Consider the following 16,272-nt stretch of genomic DNA (forward strand, 5'->3'; position numbering starts at 1 on the left):
TATCCTGCAATGAGCACATTTATAATTCTGTGCGCCACTTCTCTTCCTGCCCCTGTGCACGACTCCTCGCGTTCCAATATGAAACTTAACTCATGCAACTATGTTCCATAATGGAACGTTTTCACCAATGATTCTCAGCCTATTTTTTGCGCTTATAGTAATGACAGTTTAATTAATTAGTCTAAAAATCATTCATTATTGCCTTAACTCTTACGCTACAGGAGCAAGATATGCTGAAAGTCATTCAATCTCCGTCTAAATATATCCAAGGTGCCAATGCGCTACAGTCTATTGGTGAATTTGCTAAGTTGTTGGCTAATAACTATTTTATCATCGCCGATGATTTTGTCATGAAGTTGACGGCGGATACAGTCAGTTCCAGCCTGCATGGCAGTGAGCTGGAAAATCACTTTAGCCGCTTTAACGGCGAATGCTCTCGTCAGGAAATCGAACGCCTGACGGTTGAGCTGAAAAAACACCACTGCAATGGGGTGATTGGTATTGGTGGTGGGAAAACTCTCGATACGGCTAAAGCAATTGCTCACTATCAGCACATCCCGGTTATTGTGGTGCCGACCATTGCCTCTACCGATGCACCGACCAGTGCTTTGTCAGTGATTTATACCGAACAGGGCGAGTTTGCTGAGTACCTGATATACCCGAAAAACCCAGATATCGTGCTGATGGATTCAGCTATTATCGCCAAAGCACCGGTGCGCTTGCTGATCTCAGGGATGGGTGATGCACTCTCCACTTACTTTGAAGCGCAAGCTTGTTTTGATGCCAAAGCCATCAGCATGGCGGGGGGCGCGTCCACTTTGGCGGCCGTCACGCTGGCTCGCTTATGTTACGAAACTCTGCTGGCAGAAGGCTATAAAGCCAAATTGGCGGTAGAAGCGGGTGTCGTCACTGAGGCGGTAGAACGCATCATTGAAGCCAATACTTATCTGAGTGGTATTGGTTTTGAAAGTAGTGGCCTGGCAGCGGCTCACGCTATCCACAACGGCTTCACGGTGTTGGAAGAGTGCCACCACCTCTACCACGGTGAGAAAGTCGCCTTCGGTACGCTGACACAGCTCGTGCTACAAAACAGCAGCATGGAAGAGATCGAAACTGTGCTCTCATTCTGCCAGCAACTGGGTCTGCCAATTACATTGGCAGAAATGGGGGTCACACAAGATATTGAGCGCAAAATCCAAGCTGTGGCACAGGCAAGTTGTGCGGAAGGTGAGACCATCCACAACATGCCGTTTGCCGTGACTCCAGACAGTGTTTATGCCGCCATCATCGTGGCTGACAGTTTAGGACAGGCGTTTCTTAACTAAAGGGTTCGGCAGGCCCATTGATAGATAGACAAGCTAACTGACCGAGTTTGCCGGTGCCCCTCATCATCGGCAGCTCTGCTCTCCAGCCATTCCCGTTCGCGGAGTAAAAAATGAAAAAATTAATTAACAGCGTAGAGAGTGTGTTACAGGAACAAATTCAGGGGCTGGCTGAAGCCCATCCTGAGCTGAAATTGCATCAGGAGCCGCTTTTTATTACTCGAGCAGATGCTCCGGTGATGGGTAAAGTTGCCCTGATGTCTGGTGGTGGTAGTGGTCACGAACCGATGCACTGTGGTTTTATCGGCGAAGGCATGTTGGATGGTGCCTGCCCCGGCGAAATTTTTACCTCGCCAACCCCTGATCAAATGTATGAGTGCGGCCAAGCCATTGATGGCGGGCAGGGTGTGCTGATGTTGATTAAGAATTATACTGGCGACATTCTTAATTTTGAAACGGCCGCAGAATTGTTGCATGCCGATGGTACGGCGGTCGCAACATTAGTGATTGATGATGATGTGGCAGTTAAAGATAGCCTCTATACCGCCGGGCGGCGTGGGGTGGCGAATACTGTCATTATTGAGAAATTACTGGGTGCAGCGGCGGTTCGTGGTGACTCACTGGATGAGTGTGCCGCGCTCGGCCAGAAAATTAATAATCAGGGCCACTCTATCGGCATCGCGCTGGGCGCTTGTACCGTGCCTGCGGCGGGTAAGCCATCATTTACTCTGGCTGAAAACGAGATGGAGTTTGGTGTGGGTATTCATGGTGAACCAGGAATTGAACGGCGGCCATTTACCTCTCTAAATGACACTGTTGATGCCATGTTCCAGACCCTGATTGAGCACGGTAGCTATCAGCGCACTTTACGCCATTGGGATAGACAAGCCGGTGACTGGTGCGAGACGCGCCAAAGTAAGCAGCCACTAGCAAAAGGCGATCGGGTGATTGTGCTGGTGAATAATTTGGGTGCCACTCCGCTATCAGAGCTTTATGGTGTTTGGCATCGGTTGGCCGCCTGCTGCGCCGATTTTGGTTTGACCATTGAACGCAAGCTGATTGGTTCTTACTGTACCTCACTGGATATGCAGGGGATGTCGATCACGCTACTGAAAGTGGATGATGAGTTGTTGTCGTTGTGGGATGCGCCGGTGAATACGCCTGCCCTTCGTACTTGATACCCATCATCTTGCAAATTGCAGGTGTGTTGGCTGCACTTTGAAATCCATTGGGTATAATCAGCATTCCTTTATGTGAAAATCACTTATAAAACAACAGTGTGCCTGGAGAAAACCATGGGACTCACCAAACAACAAATTGTCAGTTGGTTACAGCTTTGTGCTGAGGTTTTCAGTGAACAGCGCGATTTTCTGACGCAGTTGGATACCGAAATCGGCGACGGCGACCACGGCCTGAATATGAATCGTGGGTTTAATAAAGTGGTCGAAAAGTTACCCTCTTTTGCCGATAAAGATATTGGTTTTATCCTGAAAAATACCGGCATGACGCTGCTTTCAAGTGTCGGAGGGGCGAGTGGCCCACTGTTTGGCACCTTCTTTATCCGCGCCGCGCAAAGCACCAATGCTAAGCAGAGTCTGGATCTGGCAGCCGTGTGTCAGATGTTCAAAGATGGTGTTGAAGGGGTGGTGATGCGCGGTAAAGCTGAGCCGGGTGATAAAACCATGTGTGATGTTTGGTGGGCGGTGGTCGCGCAACTTGAGCAGGCAAATCAGCAAGGGGTGCCGCTGGTGGATGCTTTGCAGCAAACTGTTGATCGCGCTCAACAAGCACTGGCCGGGACTATCACGATGCAGGCCCGCAAGGGGCGCGCCAGCTATCTTGGCGAGCGCAGCATTGGTCATCAAGACCCAGGGGCAACATCAGCCATGCTGATGATGCAGGCGCTATGGCAGGTTGCCAGCCATTAATCTGGCGCAACCAACACCTTTATCAGGAGGAGAGATGGTCAATCTCGTTGTAGTTTCTCATAGCGCGCTGCTGGCTCAGGGTGTGGCCGAACTGGCACAGCAAATGACACAAGGGGGCTGCCAGCTAGCGGTTGCCGCCGGTGTAGACGACCTGGATCATCCGATTGGCACGGATGCCATTAAAGTGATGGAGGCCATTGAATCAGTTTATACCCCATCGGGTGTACTGGTATTGATGGATTTAGGCAGCGCTTTGCTCAGTGCAGAAACCGCACTTGAGCTACTGGCCCCCGATATCGCGCAGCACGTGGAACTCTGCGCCGCGCCACTGGTAGAAGGGACACTGGCCGCAGTGGTGGCAGCATCATCCGGCGCTTCATTGGCCGATGTTCGCGCTGAAGCCATGGGGGCGCTGGCAGCTAAGGCCGCTCAGTTAGGGGAAAATGTCGCGGAACCTGTCAGTAGCGCGGTGGCCAAATCAGCGCCCGATGCCCAGAGTGTCAGTTGGGTGGTGCGCAACCCTAATGGTTTGCATGTGCGGCCTGCGGCTAAATTGGTCGAAGTGCTGGCCCCCTTCGCCGCTGATTTACTGCTGGAGAAAAATGGGCAGTGTGTCAATCCACGTAGCCTGAATCAACTGGCTATTTTGCAAGTGCGCAAGGGCGATACCATCCGTCTGCTCGCCAGTGGTCAGCAGGCTGGTGAGGCGCTGGATGCTTTTATGCAGCTGGCTCAACAGCACTTTGGTGAGTCGGTGACCACAACCAGCGCCAGTGGATTCACTGGCGTAATGGTTCCTCGCCGAGCAATTAGCGCACCACTGCTACAGTGGCTGCCCGCGCTCCCTGTATTTATGCCGCGCACTATTAATGCTGAGCAGATTGCTCATGAACAGCAGCGTCTACATCAAGCGTTAGCGCAAACAATGGAAGATTTGCAGCAATTGATGCAGCAGGCAGAACAGCAGATAAGCACTGAGGCAGCGGCGATTTTCAATGCTCACGGGATGTTGATTGACGATGATGATTTGCATCAAGCGCTGGATGCACGTATAGCGAATCAGCTTATCTGCGCGGAATCGGCATTGCAGGATGAATTGATGGCGATGGTGGCAGATTATCTGGCACTGGATGATGAATATTTGCGTGTCCGCGAACTGGATATCCGCGATATTCTGCATCGCACACTGGGCCACCTGACGGGATTACCACCGGTTCCACTTTCAGTTGAGGGTGAAATTATACTATTAGCCGAGGAGTTGCTGCCATCCCAGATGATTGGGCTGCATCACGGGCAGGTAAAAGGCATCTGTTTAAGCAAAGGGCATATTATGTCTCATAGCGCTATTTTGGCGAAAGAGTTGGATATTCCAATGCTAGTCGGTGCTGTGGGTTGCCTTGAGGCGAGTCGTAATGGGCAAACCGCTTTATTAGATACCGCAGTTGGGATATTGAAACTCCAATAGTCCGTGAGCTCGAAATAGTCAGTTCAATAGGCAGCCCGGAATCAATCAAGGGCTGCTATTTGAGGAATGAGACATGCCAGCGGTGCCAAAATTTGGTTTTCCCATTGGTGTCGTGTTTTTATTCGTGTTGCGCCCGCCCGCCGAATATTATCTATTTCAACTTCAGATAATTGGTAAATATGATGTATCACCTCCGCCAGATTTTCTGCATCTCCGGCAATATGTCGGAATCCATCAATACCATGTTCGACTTGCTCACTTAACCCCCCGGAGTCGGCAACAACTAATAACGCCCCCTGCTCTCTGGCTAGCCAGCGCGACTCCATTGGAATTAAACCATTTGGCTCATTTTCGGCCGAAAGCACGCAAACACGGGTGTTGCGCCATTGAATAAGGCACGCCATAAGTTCTCGATCAAACGAATTTATTATTGAGGGCTGTATCCTAAGTTGGCTGGCTAATGCCAATAATTCGGGTAAAACAGGATCACTGACAATCACCGGATGAATGTCATTACCCAGATAACAACTCGCTTTGAGTAATAAATCATGGCGCTTGTAATGCACCCCTCTCCCGAGAGTTATCGCTAATGGGCGTGCTAGCGGGATCTCATGTTGTGACAGTATGTGGCTTATTTCCTGATCACTGCGTAGCCGAAACCAGGGGTCATTGATATTTATCCCAGCCGGTACTGGAATAAATGAGTGTGGATCAGCGCCGAATTGTGTCATTAAATGGCCCGCCATAAACTGGCTGATATGACCGAGTTTGATATTAGTATCGATCTTGGCCCAGTGGATGGGGAATGATTCTGCCATCAGACGTTCAGGATTCGGCAATGGCATTTCATGATTAAATGCGGTGCCATGAGAGATATAGATAATCTTTAAATTAATCTCTTCCATCGCCGCATGTAGACGCGCAATTAATGGGGTAAATGAGAAGGGAAGCTCATGGCAGAAAGCCAAAGTGATATCATAATTTGCACTGATATCTATAATTTTTGCTGCCCCTGCGGCAGAGGATGTTTGCCAGTTCTGTAAATTACCAAGAAAAGTATCACCATAGGGCCATGAGCACCCCACGCCTTTCCCTTGAGTCATATTGGGTACAGTAGAAAAAGTGCCCCCCATAGTGTGGATTTTATTTACATAGTGGGTGCGACAATTGTTATCAAAGAAAATATGATATTTGCTACAGGCAATCTCAATAAAATGAGGTTCCAGAGTGATATTATTATCAGCCAACAGATCAATAACAGCGGGCAATGCTTGAATCTGCCCTCGAATATACGATCCTACGCCCCCCACGAACAGTTGAATACCTTCAGTGGCTAAATGAATAATGCCAATTTTCAGTTTTTTGGTTTCATTCTCCGATAGCTTATTTCTCGACATAAAAACCTCATTTTTATCGGCATATGATTAATAGTTCGACCTTCCTTGCGCTATTAAATTGGTTTTTTTCTTGGATATCTTGTAATTATCAATAAACAATAAATCTAAACCACAACTTAAAAATAAGTTAATGGCATCGCTGGGCGTCTCAACAATGGGCATTCCTTTCGTATTCAACGAAGTATTCAGTAGGATAGGTATTCTAGTCTCTGCAAAAAATGACGTTATCAATTTATGGAATTTCTTATTAATCTCCTTTTTTACTGTCTGCACCCGGGCACTGCCATCGACATGGACAATTGAGGGTAAATCAAATTGGTACTGTGCTTTCACATAGGCAATAAATAACATGTAGTCACTATCATGATTCAACTCGAAATAGTCATGCATTTTTTCGTGTAAAACCGCCGGTGCAAAAGGTCGAAAATCCTCTCGGTACTTCACATTAGCATTAATATGATCTCTCATATTTGAGTTTCGGGGATCGGCCAAAATACTTCTATTGCCTAAGGCACGTGGCCCAAATTCAGACGCGCCCTGAAACCAGGCAATAACATCACCTGCAGCAATAGACTTCGCTGCAATAGTTTCAATATCATCATAATAATGGTACTCGATACTCTCTGCATGTTTCTCAAGTTCTTGTGCGACGATTATATCGCCATAGACTTTACCAAAATAGGTGGAACCTGAGTGTCTGACTCGCTCTTTTTTCAGTACCTCTAACCAACCATAATAGCAACAACCGATAGATAACCCATTGTCACCCGCCGCCGGTTGAATATAGAGATCCTCAAAATCACATCCATTAATCAGTTTCTCATTTGCTGTGGCATTTAAGGCGACACCACCGGCATAAGCAAAGTGCTTCATCGGATGAAGATGATAGTAATAATCAAATAGATAAAATAGCGCCTCCTCAAGCTTAGATTGCGCCCAATAAGCTAGATCTGAATAGTATTGGAAATTATCCTTAAAATGAGTTGGGCTGGTATTGAGCAGTGGATCTATATTCACCCACCAATCATTACGCAGTACAACTTTGCCAGCGTCGAAAAAGAAGGGTTCCCAATCAATAATATGGGGCCTGCCATAAGGGGCTAACCCCATCAATTTACCGGCACAATCCAACTCACCAAAAATATACAGCGCGATCCCTTCATAGAACTCACCAATAGAGTTCTCTATTTCCCAGGTTGAGACGGGGTAATCTCTGCGTTTTTTTCGATTAACCCAGCGAGAGAAGTCTTTGAATATGGGTTTCATTTTGCCATCTTGATAAACGTAGTAGCTACAGATCTCCCAGTAGCGGTAACGATTATTAATATGAATGTTGTTTATGCTGTCAATATTTTCAACAATGTCATTACAGTTATCTAAACTACCACCATGCCCATCAATAACTACCACACCCATATCATCAAAAGGTGATGTGCCTACCGCACTATAAGCATGTGCCAAATGATGAGAAATGGTCACAATAGGAACCATTGCGGGTAAAACTCTATTTTTTCGTTCTGCTAATTGTTCACTAAATAATGGATTGTAACAGTTTTGCTCTACTATCAGTGAGAGGTCATGATATTCAATACCCTCAGCCTCTAAACAGTATTGGATAGTTTTATTATCATTAAAGCCATCATGTTTAACTCTGGATAACCTCTCTTTCTCAATGGCAACGATAATCTCTCCATCTTTCATTAAGCAGGTTGAGCCATCATGAGATAAGGCGGTGCCGAGAATATAAATGGGTTTGCACATAATTAATACCCTTATTTATTATCGCATTAATCTAAAATATAGGCGAGTCGACGAGATAGGGCGAGTGTGGTTAACGAAGGATTAGCTGCGCCGGGACGTGGGAATGTACTCGGGCCGATAGCATATAAGTTATTTATATTATTGAATTTATGCTTTTCATTCAGTATTCCCCCAAGAGGAAGGGTGCTGCTTTCATGATTTTCTGTTCCCAGCGGGCTTATCCATGTTGCAGGGACATTATAGTTAACGTTTCTTGATGGCGAGTGAAACTCATAATAGACATCACCCATGGTTCTGGCATGGACACTAAAACCGCCGTCAAAATCTAGCGGTGCAAATGGTATCTTTATTTGTTGGCATATTTCATGCCAAAATATATTTAATTCATCTTGTTCTTTATGGATTAATATATTGTCCTCATTGGTTAAATGACATGAAATTGATAATGGAATAACGTCATAATCACTCTCAACCTTAATAAACCCATCAATCGATGGAATCTGTTCGCCCATAGCCCATACTTCTAATTCAACCCCAAAGCTTGATTGGCTAAGTGTAAAGAACAGATTAAATCGTTCACCGGACAGACTGCGACTAAAAAAGATAGTATCCGGATGCTTTTCAATTAATGCCCTGATCATAATAGGCACGGCGTGATACTCGAGTGTCACATTAAATCCTTGTACAATATGGTCAACAAGGCCGGTCATTTTCTTCTCTATCAAATGTCCTGAATCATAAAGTGCCTGCGCGGCTAAACGTGAATTCTCAATAGTGCCTAAGGCGAGAACACACTTATCTGCTAATACGTGGTGTATTTCGTTTGACTCAATATTGCGTAATTTTGCTCCAATGCAGTACCCATTTTTAATCATAATCGCGATAGCTTCATAGCCAGAAATAATGGGTGGAAGAGTTTCTGATGGCCCCGCTTCGGTCCAATAGGATAATGGTGAGTAGGCTTCCCAGCGGTCTGATGAACCCATATTACGGATGGCTTGAGGCGTGATTTCAAATTCAAAATTAGCAAATTTGAATGAGTCATCAGCATTATGACTCTTTTCTGCCCATGCCAATATTTCAGACTGTACCTGAGTATAAAGTGGTGGGCCATCTAACCAGGCTTCAGTGAGGTCACTGACAATTTGTGTTGGCCAAAATTTAAGGGCATCGGCTTCAATGGGAAGAATTACGCCATGCCAGTAAAGTGATCGGCCGCCGACTCTTCGACGTAGACAGCTCCCTTTTGAGAAATGGGGTTCACTTAATGATCGCCAGGGCCGGAAAGCATACTTATCTGACTCCTCATTTTTCCAAAACTCATCAGCATACTGATATTCGTCACCGACATTTATATGGCGACAATCACCTGTTGGCCCCACGTCAATAACAACAATGTTTTTAACTGATCGAAGATTTAAGTGCTTGGCCAATTCTAAACCTGACATCCCGGCACCCAGGATTAAAACGTTTATCTCAGAGGAGGGGTCATTTTCATTATTGAGAGTATGGGTATCTATAATATTCATTGTTTGTCCTTTAATAGTCCGAGTTTCCGGGAGATATCATTGTTAATTTAGCGACATAACCTTACTGCAATTGATGTATAAATCTTTCCCAGGGGGCTTGAGGGAATTTTTCTTGAACAAGCTGCTGATTGTTGGCTAATAATTTTTTAATCTTCTCTTCTCCAGTTGCATGCTGGTGCATCCACTCGCACAACTGTTGTGCGGCATCCTTTGGGTGATTTGGCATCACTTTTATATGTTGATATCCAGCCCCATAGAACTCGGTGAAAGCAGAATAGTGGGTTACTGCGCAGGGGAGTTCGGCAATAGCTGCAAGAGCCGGGCCTAAACCGACGCTTTCGACATTTTCTACATTAGGGGTAAATAAAACCGCCCCAGACAAAGCATGGCAAATTGTCAGTAAGTCTATTTCATCTAAATACCACTTATTATCGCTGTCTTTATAAGTTTGCAATGGGACTTCATCTAAGAAAATAATATCACCCTCTAGATTGAGGTGCTCTACCTGTGCTATTAACTCTGATGCATACTCAGGATCTTCATTCACATTGCCGAATATCAGTAACTTTGGGGTACATAGTTTTTTCTCTTGATAAATATTAATTAGTTCACTAAATACACTTATTGATATTTCGATCCCTTTAACTCTAAATACTCGAACAGGGACTATAATAATAGTTGAACCTGCCAATATATTATGTTGGCTTAAAAACGCGATATGTTCTTCTTTGAGGCCAGATAGCTCAATCGTTGGTAATATGTTTGGGATGACATCTGGCTTAATATTTGTTGGGTAGCAACTACACTCATTTGCCAGTGCTTCAGAGGCGACTATCCATTTAGTATAAGCATTATTTTGTGGTATTGGTGTCAATGGATTTGGCTCTTTCGGGTATAATCTCTCTTCATTTTCATAAATGGCATAACTATTGAAGAGGTCATGATCCCAGAAAATAATACCGCCGTTATCTTTTCTATCCCAATACTTTTTCGCGGCGTTATGGAGCGCAAGGCTAACAGGGGCAGCATCAGAAAGTGTTAGATTTAAGCAGAACACCCAATCAACCGCATTATTTTCAAACCAATTAATAAAGTAATCTTCATAGACTTCAGAAATTGAAGCCATCTCCTGCTTAACATCGTTAATTTCTGTAGTTGTTAATGACTCATATTTTGAAATTTTACTTCTGATATGAGAAAAACTATCGCCATAAGTATTATTACAGGTTGAATATTGATGGATATAACTCACTTTCATCCATGTTGGATAATGCGATCTTTCACTGCCAGCAGGGAAAAAGCATTTTTTGTCTGGCCGCCAGGAAAACCCTAAATCCGCGGGTATTTCATTAATGATAATATTATTTCTTATCGCAATTTCTGCTACATTCCTAAATATGGTAAGTAGCCCACTGGTCGGAAGCCCATCTCCTGATATAACCGCCCACTTCATTTTCTTCATTATCTATCTCCTAAGGTTAACTGTCTAATTCAATTAATTTCCTGGATAAGATATTAATTAATAGCAAAATAAATAAGCAGCCAATAAATATAGCAATTAATGCGAATCTTAATGATGTCATGTCCGCCAATATACCGAGTATTGGCGGGGTAATCAGTAGACCAATCCTTGATGTCCAGGTAGCAAAGGTGATCCCGTTAGTGGCATTGATATTAGGCAGTTGGCCAATAAATGAAATAACTAATGGAAAGACAACTGAAATTCCCAATCCTATTAATGAGAAACCTAATATTGTGAAAGGGGATGAATAAATACTTACTACAGTTATTACACCTAATGCAGCGATGATAACGCCACACTTTAATGTGTTCATCTTACCGAACTTGTTGGTGAAATAGTCACCAAAGATACGACCAATAGCCATGCATATTTGACAACCTAAATAGGGCAAGCCGGAAATAGCCGGAGAGGCCTCATAATACTCCTTCATGTAGATTGCACCCCAGATACTGGCTGTTTCCTCTATACCACATGTGAATACAAGTAAAATTAATGGAATAACATATAGTTGGTTCTCTGAATAACTTATTTTTTGCTTATGACTTCCTTGACTAAAAACTTCACCTTGTGGTTTTACGCCTCGAAAAAATATAATGTAAGTCGTTAGCATGGTTAAATTTATACAAAATATGGTCAGGCTAAATTGTGCCATTGAAAGGCCAACACCAATAGCAGTTACGGCGATGACTCCTCCCCAAATTGTGCCAATACTGCCGACACCATGAAACCGATTAATGAGGCTCTGACCTGATGATTTTTGTACATTAATAGCCTGCACATTGATGCAGGTATCTCCCCAAGAGTCAGAAATACCAAATAAAAAAAGTGTTAGAATTATGCCATACCATGATGATGAAAAAGGGACTATTGATATACAAATAATGAGAAATAAAAAAGTTATATTTGTCGCCCAATATAAGCCAATGAAGTTTATAAATCTGTTAGAGAGCAAACCAAAAGTAATCGAACCTGCTGGAATTGCTGAAACCATGATCCCAACCATAGCGTTACTTAGCTCAAAACGCTCTTTTATTTCAGGCAGCCAAGGTACTAAGCTGGCGTATACCGCCCCATGAATAAAAAATAGGAGTGATAATATTATGCTTTTCTTTTTTTGCTGACTTTCAATATTCATTAATTTAATTTCGAATAATGTTATATTCACTATATACAGTTGAAATCAAAACCGAGTATGTTTCGGTAACCGATTTTCATTGAGGGTTCTTTTAGCGTTATCGGCGTGACTTTGTGCCAAATCGTCGAGTTATTATCAATATGGAATAAACCTTCACCCGGTTCTAATGTATGTGACTTAATAAATTCCTGTTTTTCAGCACAGTAGAGTTGACTTGTGCCGCCCTCAATATTGTATTTATCAATAACTAATGCTGATACGATATAGTCGCTTCCATCCTGATGTAAACCTTCTGGTGAGTTGCAAACTGAAGGTGTTGAGTCATCAATCTGTAAAGATATTTGATGACAGGTAACTTCAATTTTTGTTGGTTTTTTATGAGGTTCACATTCACACAAAATCTCCACGAAATTTTTAATTAGTGCTTTTAATGTGGGGGAGCGACGGGTTGCCAGTGCCATGGGGGGGAATTTACGGATTAATTGCCTTAGATCTAAGGGATGGTCAGCTCGTTGAGTGAAGCCGACTAATTCGGGTAATTCAATATTATTTACCACCCATCGTTCATTAATATACTCAGCAATAAATCGGCTTATGCTCCTTTTTCTAAAGGGCTTATAGGCGTAAAAAATATTTTTCGCTTCATCTGTTAGCATTGATATTAAGTTTTGAATGTTTTTCGGTGCTAATTCATCATCAAGGTAGTGCTGTGCCTCTTGTAAAATGATTGCTTTATCATCAAAGTGTAGGTCTATTAATAGTTTTAATTGAGATATTTTTATATCATTTACATCCCAGGTTAATAATTTGAATGGCATCTCTTGCTTGATTGAATCTATATTTATTTCAAATTCATTTGTGTTGAATTTAATTATTTTATATTTTAAGTCCATGGCAAGCATATCCTAGTTAAATAGGGTGTTATTTATATTCTAGATTGGTAAATGTAATCCACTAAAATAGAATGTATTAAATTATATGTCTTTGCTTATATGTTTGGACTGTTTTTTATTTATATTGTTTATATCTCAAAGATCTCTTTTCAGCAAGTATTTATAATTGTATATTTTTTAGAATATTAAGATAATTATGTTTGGCAGATGATATTTTATTTGATGATGCTGGTTCTATTTATAACAGAGGTTAACTGCATGATAAAAATAAGCAAGATTAGAAAGTGAGATGATCTATTTTGCCGATGATTTTCTCCGGCAGAGGAGGTGGGGTTATTTAGCTGAGGGCGACTCACTCCCCTTAAATTGCTGGATATCTATCTGATGGAGTTTAATTTTTCGCCATAATGTGGTGCGGCTTATGCCTAATAAACTCGCCATTTCATTGAGTTGACCTTGGCATACCAGCGCGGCACGAATAATGGCCTGTCTTTCTAATTCTTGCAGTGATAATACTGGCTGAGGTTGCGGCATATCGGGTTCCAATACCAGTTTTTCCCCCAGTAAGTGCTCCGGCAAGTCATTGAGATTAATTCGGTTGTTGTGACAGGCCATGGCTGCCCGCTCAACCACACTTTTCAGTTCTTGATCATTGCCCGGCCATGGGTATTGGCAGAGCTGGCGGATGACACTGTCATCAGGCTGATATTGGCAGTGGAAATGCTGCCCAAGGCTCGCCAGCGTATGCTGGACTAGCAGTGGAATATCCTGTTGGCGCTGGCGCAGGGGGGGAATATGTAACTCAAAAGCCTGCAGGGTGTAAAATAGCTGGCGACGAAAGCGGCCTTGCTTGACCAGTAGTGGCAGGTCTGCGCCAGTGGCGGTAATAATTCGGACATCTACCGGGATAACACGATTGGAGTTGATCCGCATCACCATGCCGGTTTTGACGATTTGTAGCAGTGCGGACTGCATTTCGGGCGACAGATACTCGACTTGCTCCAGATACAGAGTGCCGCCATTCGCTAGTTCAAACTTGCTGGGCTGGCCGGACTCACCTTCACTGGCATCACTGCCGAGAAACTCGCGCGCCATTAAATTTTGCGGCAATGCCTGACAATTCAGCACGATATAAGGGCCTTCGGCTTGATTGCTGGCATTATGAATCGCCTGCCCCAGCTGCTGTTTGCCCACCCCCTCTTCTCCGTGCAGTAAAATCGGGTGATGGCCTTTGGCGGCCTGCTTGCCATAGCGCACTAAACGGCGCATTTCCAGCGACGCGACCGGCATATGATCAAACGTATAACTGGCCCGCCCTAATTGGCTGGAAACCATGCGCCGCAGCAATTCTTGTGGGTGCAACAAGGCAATATAGCCGCAGCGATCGCCATCAGGAATGGGCTTGAGGGTCAACAGCGCCGGAATAAACTGCTGCTGATTTTCAAAGGTCACCTCCACATGGCTGAGGGGGTTACGCTGCAAAATAGCCTGGGTCAGCAGGGCGGGGAGGGTAAGCAGATCGGTGACCGGTTTGCCGAGACTGCTGGTTTCATCAAGCTGCAAAATCGCGGCAGCGCGGTGGTTGAGATAGAGCAGGTAACCGCGCTGATCCCATGCCATGACCCCATCCTCAACCCCATCTAGCAGGGCATTTAGCTCATTCAGATGGCGGTTGGTCTCTGCCAGTAAGGTGTCGGCATGGAGATAATTGCCAATTTCGCGGGCGATCGCCAATGTGAGCGGTAGATCACTGGCGGCGTTATCGGCCAGCAAGCTCCCCAAAACAATGACCGCGCGTTGGCGGCCGCTGTTGTCATACACCGGAGTGGCACAAAAACGCCACGGGTGCAGTGCTTGCTTAAAATGTTGCTGCCCACTGACTTGAATCGGATGCCCTTCAGCTATTGCCAGTGCGGGTGCATTGGTGCCGATTAATCCTTCAGTCCAATAGCTGCCACAATCAATGCCCAACTCTTTTAACTGATTTAGGGTCTGCGGATGGCCGCATTGCCACAGGGTGCAGCCACTTTCATCGAGAATGAATAGTACACAGTGGCGTGACTCCATGTACTCATAAGCATCTTCCAGTGCGGCCTGACCTAACACTAATAAGTCATTTTTGCGCTGACAAATTGATTGAAAGGTGGCCCCGGCCGCACGGTGAGGCGCCCGCCATTGCTCGGTTTGCATCAGTTTTTGGCAGCGCTGCCAGGAGCCAATCAGTGCTGGTGTATCAACCGGCTCAGTGTGGCTCATTCAGCGCCTTAGAACCCGGATGCCGCCAATGGATCTGCCCCGGCAGAATCAGCTGATTTTGCGCCAGTGGTGTTTCGGCAATTAAGGCGGTGATCATTTCAAAGCTATGGCGCGCCAGCCCTTGGCAGTCCTGGGCGATGGTGTCTATTTTCAACGGCAGACAGTCGAACAGATAGTGATCGTCAAAGCTGCAAAGATGAATATCGCTGTCCATGAGTTGATGCTGATTGAGATAGCGCAGCACCCCTTCCAGCAGACCACAGGCCGCGGTAAATACCGCTTTGGGTGGGCGACCTAATTGCGCGCAGAGCTGGGCTATCATCTCATAACCAGAACTGGGCAGATAATGACCGCTGAGTATCCACTCCGCTCGGCATTCGACCCCGGCGTGTTGCAGCCCTTGCTGAAAACCTGCTAAACGATCGCGGGTCGGCGAGATACGTGGCTGGCCGCCAAGAAAGTAAAATTCATCAGGATGTTGGCGAGCCACATTTTCAACCAATGCGCTCGTGGAGGCCACTGAGTCGGTGATCACTAGCGGCAAATCCGACTCACCAATCAATCGATCCATCTGCACCACCGGCAGGCGGGCATTGATCTTTTGGTATTCGCTATCATTAAGCTGGCTAGAGGCGACAATCAGGCCATCCACTTGACGTTGTACCAGACTGTTCACCGCCATCATCTCCTGAGCGGGATTCTCATCGCTACAGGCGATCAGCAGCTGTAAACCGGCCTCGCGGCAGAGCATCTCCAGTTCCCGGGAGATCAGAGCAAAGCCGTGGTTGGTCATCTCGGGCACCACCAACCCGATGGTGTGGCTGCGGGTTGACCGCAGCGAACGGGCATGGAAGCTCGGCTGGTAGTGATGCTCACTGGCGAGGGCAATAATACGATCCCGCGTCTCATCCGAAACACGATACTCCTTGCTGCGCCCATTGAGCACCAGACTGGTGGTCGATTTCGACACACCCGCCAGCTTGGCAATATCGTTGATGGTGATGCGTTTCTTGTTTTTTAACAGGTTATCGTTTTTCACTGAGTGAATCTGTCGCCTTGAAAGA

Annotated in this window: 12 protein-coding genes; 4 read left to right on the forward strand and 8 right to left on the reverse strand. The window is 45.1% G+C overall.

The window, feature by feature from the left end:
• Positions 1–230: 230 nt before the first annotated feature.
• The 4 genes from HRK25_RS09085 to dhaM all read left to right on the forward strand — a co-directional run bounded on the left by HRK25_RS09085 (position 231) and on the right by dhaM (position 4,715).
• Positions 231–1,325, forward strand: coding sequence for a glycerol dehydrogenase (locus tag HRK25_RS09085; RefSeq protein WP_005270848.1), 1,095 nt, complete (start codon positions 231–233; stop codon positions 1,323–1,325).
• 110 nt (positions 1,326–1,435) lie between these two features.
• On the forward strand, positions 1,436–2,500 hold the full coding sequence (gene dhaK / locus HRK25_RS09090) for a dihydroxyacetone kinase subunit DhaK (protein ID WP_005270845.1): 1,065 nt from the start codon (positions 1,436–1,438) through the stop codon (positions 2,498–2,500).
• A 117-nt stretch (positions 2,501–2,617) separates the two neighbouring features.
• Positions 2,618–3,250 (forward strand): dihydroxyacetone kinase subunit DhaL, encoded by a 633-nt coding sequence (gene dhaL, locus HRK25_RS09095; protein WP_049599902.1) that lies wholly within the window; start codon positions 2,618–2,620, stop codon positions 3,248–3,250.
• A 34-nt stretch (positions 3,251–3,284) separates the two neighbouring features.
• A complete protein-coding gene (dhaM, locus tag HRK25_RS09100) occupies positions 3,285–4,715 on the forward strand; it encodes a dihydroxyacetone kinase phosphoryl donor subunit DhaM (protein WP_005270836.1) in 1,431 nt (476 codons plus the stop codon).
• 41 nt (positions 4,716–4,756) lie between these two features.
• Here dhaM and HRK25_RS09105 read toward each other — a convergent pair whose 3' ends face one another.
• From HRK25_RS09105 to HRK25_RS09140, 8 genes are all read right to left on the reverse strand, one after another.
• Positions 4,757–6,112 (reverse strand): glycosyltransferase family 4 protein, encoded by a 1,356-nt coding sequence (locus HRK25_RS09105; RefSeq protein ID WP_005270833.1) that lies wholly within the window; start codon positions 6,110–6,112, stop codon positions 4,757–4,759.
• 27 nt (positions 6,113–6,139) lie between these two features.
• Positions 6,140–7,873, reverse strand: coding sequence for a carbamoyltransferase family protein (locus tag HRK25_RS09110; RefSeq protein WP_005270829.1), 1,734 nt, complete (start codon positions 7,871–7,873; stop codon positions 6,140–6,142).
• A gap of 26 nt (positions 7,874–7,899) precedes the next feature.
• Positions 7,900–9,402 (reverse strand): GMC oxidoreductase, encoded by a 1,503-nt coding sequence (locus HRK25_RS09115; RefSeq protein ID WP_005270827.1) that lies wholly within the window; start codon positions 9,400–9,402, stop codon positions 7,900–7,902.
• Positions 9,403–9,463: 61 nt separating this feature from the next.
• Positions 9,464–10,864, reverse strand: coding sequence for a glycosyltransferase family protein (locus tag HRK25_RS09120; RefSeq protein WP_032896400.1), 1,401 nt, complete (start codon positions 10,862–10,864; stop codon positions 9,464–9,466).
• 16 nt (positions 10,865–10,880) lie between these two features.
• Complete coding sequence (locus HRK25_RS09125) at positions 10,881–12,059, reverse strand: MFS transporter (RefSeq protein WP_032896425.1); 1,179 nt, start codon at positions 12,057–12,059, stop codon at positions 10,881–10,883.
• 29 nt (positions 12,060–12,088) lie between these two features.
• Complete coding sequence (locus HRK25_RS09130; RefSeq protein WP_032896398.1) at positions 12,089–12,952, reverse strand: 2OG-Fe dioxygenase family protein; 864 nt, start codon at positions 12,950–12,952, stop codon at positions 12,089–12,091.
• 333 nt (positions 12,953–13,285) lie between these two features.
• Positions 13,286–15,208 carry a dihydroxyacetone kinase operon transcriptional regulator DhaR gene (gene dhaR, locus HRK25_RS09135; protein ID WP_032896396.1) on the reverse strand — a complete coding sequence of 641 codons (1,923 nt, stop codon included), beginning with the start codon at positions 15,206–15,208 and terminating at the stop codon, positions 13,286–13,288.
• Positions 15,195–16,247 (reverse strand): LacI family DNA-binding transcriptional regulator, encoded by a 1,053-nt coding sequence (locus HRK25_RS09140; protein ID WP_005270819.1) that lies wholly within the window; start codon positions 16,245–16,247, stop codon positions 15,195–15,197. The genes dhaR and HRK25_RS09140 overlap by 14 nt, the downstream gene beginning before the upstream one ends.
• Positions 16,248–16,272: the final 25 nt, after the last annotated feature.

The sequence above is a fragment of the Yersinia bercovieri ATCC 43970 genome, from assembly GCF_013282745.1.
Lineage (GTDB): Bacteria > Pseudomonadota > Gammaproteobacteria > Enterobacterales > Enterobacteriaceae > Yersinia > Yersinia bercovieri.

Coding starts and splice junctions, on each gene's coding strand:
- HRK25_RS09085 (WP_005270848.1), top strand. CDS start 231: ATGCTGAAAGTCATTCAATCTCCGTCTAAATATATCCAAGGTGCCAAT.
- dhaK (WP_005270845.1), top strand. CDS start 1,436: ATGAAAAAATTAATTAACAGCGTAGAGAGTGTGTTACAGGAACAAATT.
- dhaL (WP_049599902.1), top strand. CDS start 2,618: ATGGGACTCACCAAACAACAAATTGTCAGTTGGTTACAGCTTTGTGCT.
- dhaM (WP_005270836.1), top strand. CDS start 3,285: ATGGTCAATCTCGTTGTAGTTTCTCATAGCGCGCTGCTGGCTCAGGGT.
- HRK25_RS09105 (WP_005270833.1), bottom strand. CDS start 6,112: ATGTCGAGAAATAAGCTATCGGAGAATGAAACCAAAAAACTGAAAATT.
- HRK25_RS09110 (WP_005270829.1), bottom strand. CDS start 7,873: ATGTGCAAACCCATTTATATTCTCGGCACCGCCTTATCTCATGATGGC.
- HRK25_RS09115 (WP_005270827.1), bottom strand. CDS start 9,402: ATGAATATTATAGATACCCATACTCTCAATAATGAAAATGACCCCTCC.
- HRK25_RS09120 (WP_032896400.1), bottom strand. CDS start 10,864: ATGAAGAAAATGAAGTGGGCGGTTATATCAGGAGATGGGCTTCCGACC.
- HRK25_RS09125 (WP_032896425.1), bottom strand. CDS start 12,059: ATGAATATTGAAAGTCAGCAAAAAAAGAAAAGCATAATATTATCACTC.
- HRK25_RS09130 (WP_032896398.1), bottom strand. CDS start 12,952: ATGGACTTAAAATATAAAATAATTAAATTCAACACAAATGAATTTGAA.
- dhaR (WP_032896396.1), bottom strand. CDS start 15,208: ATGAGCCACACTGAGCCGGTTGATACACCAGCACTGATTGGCTCCTGG.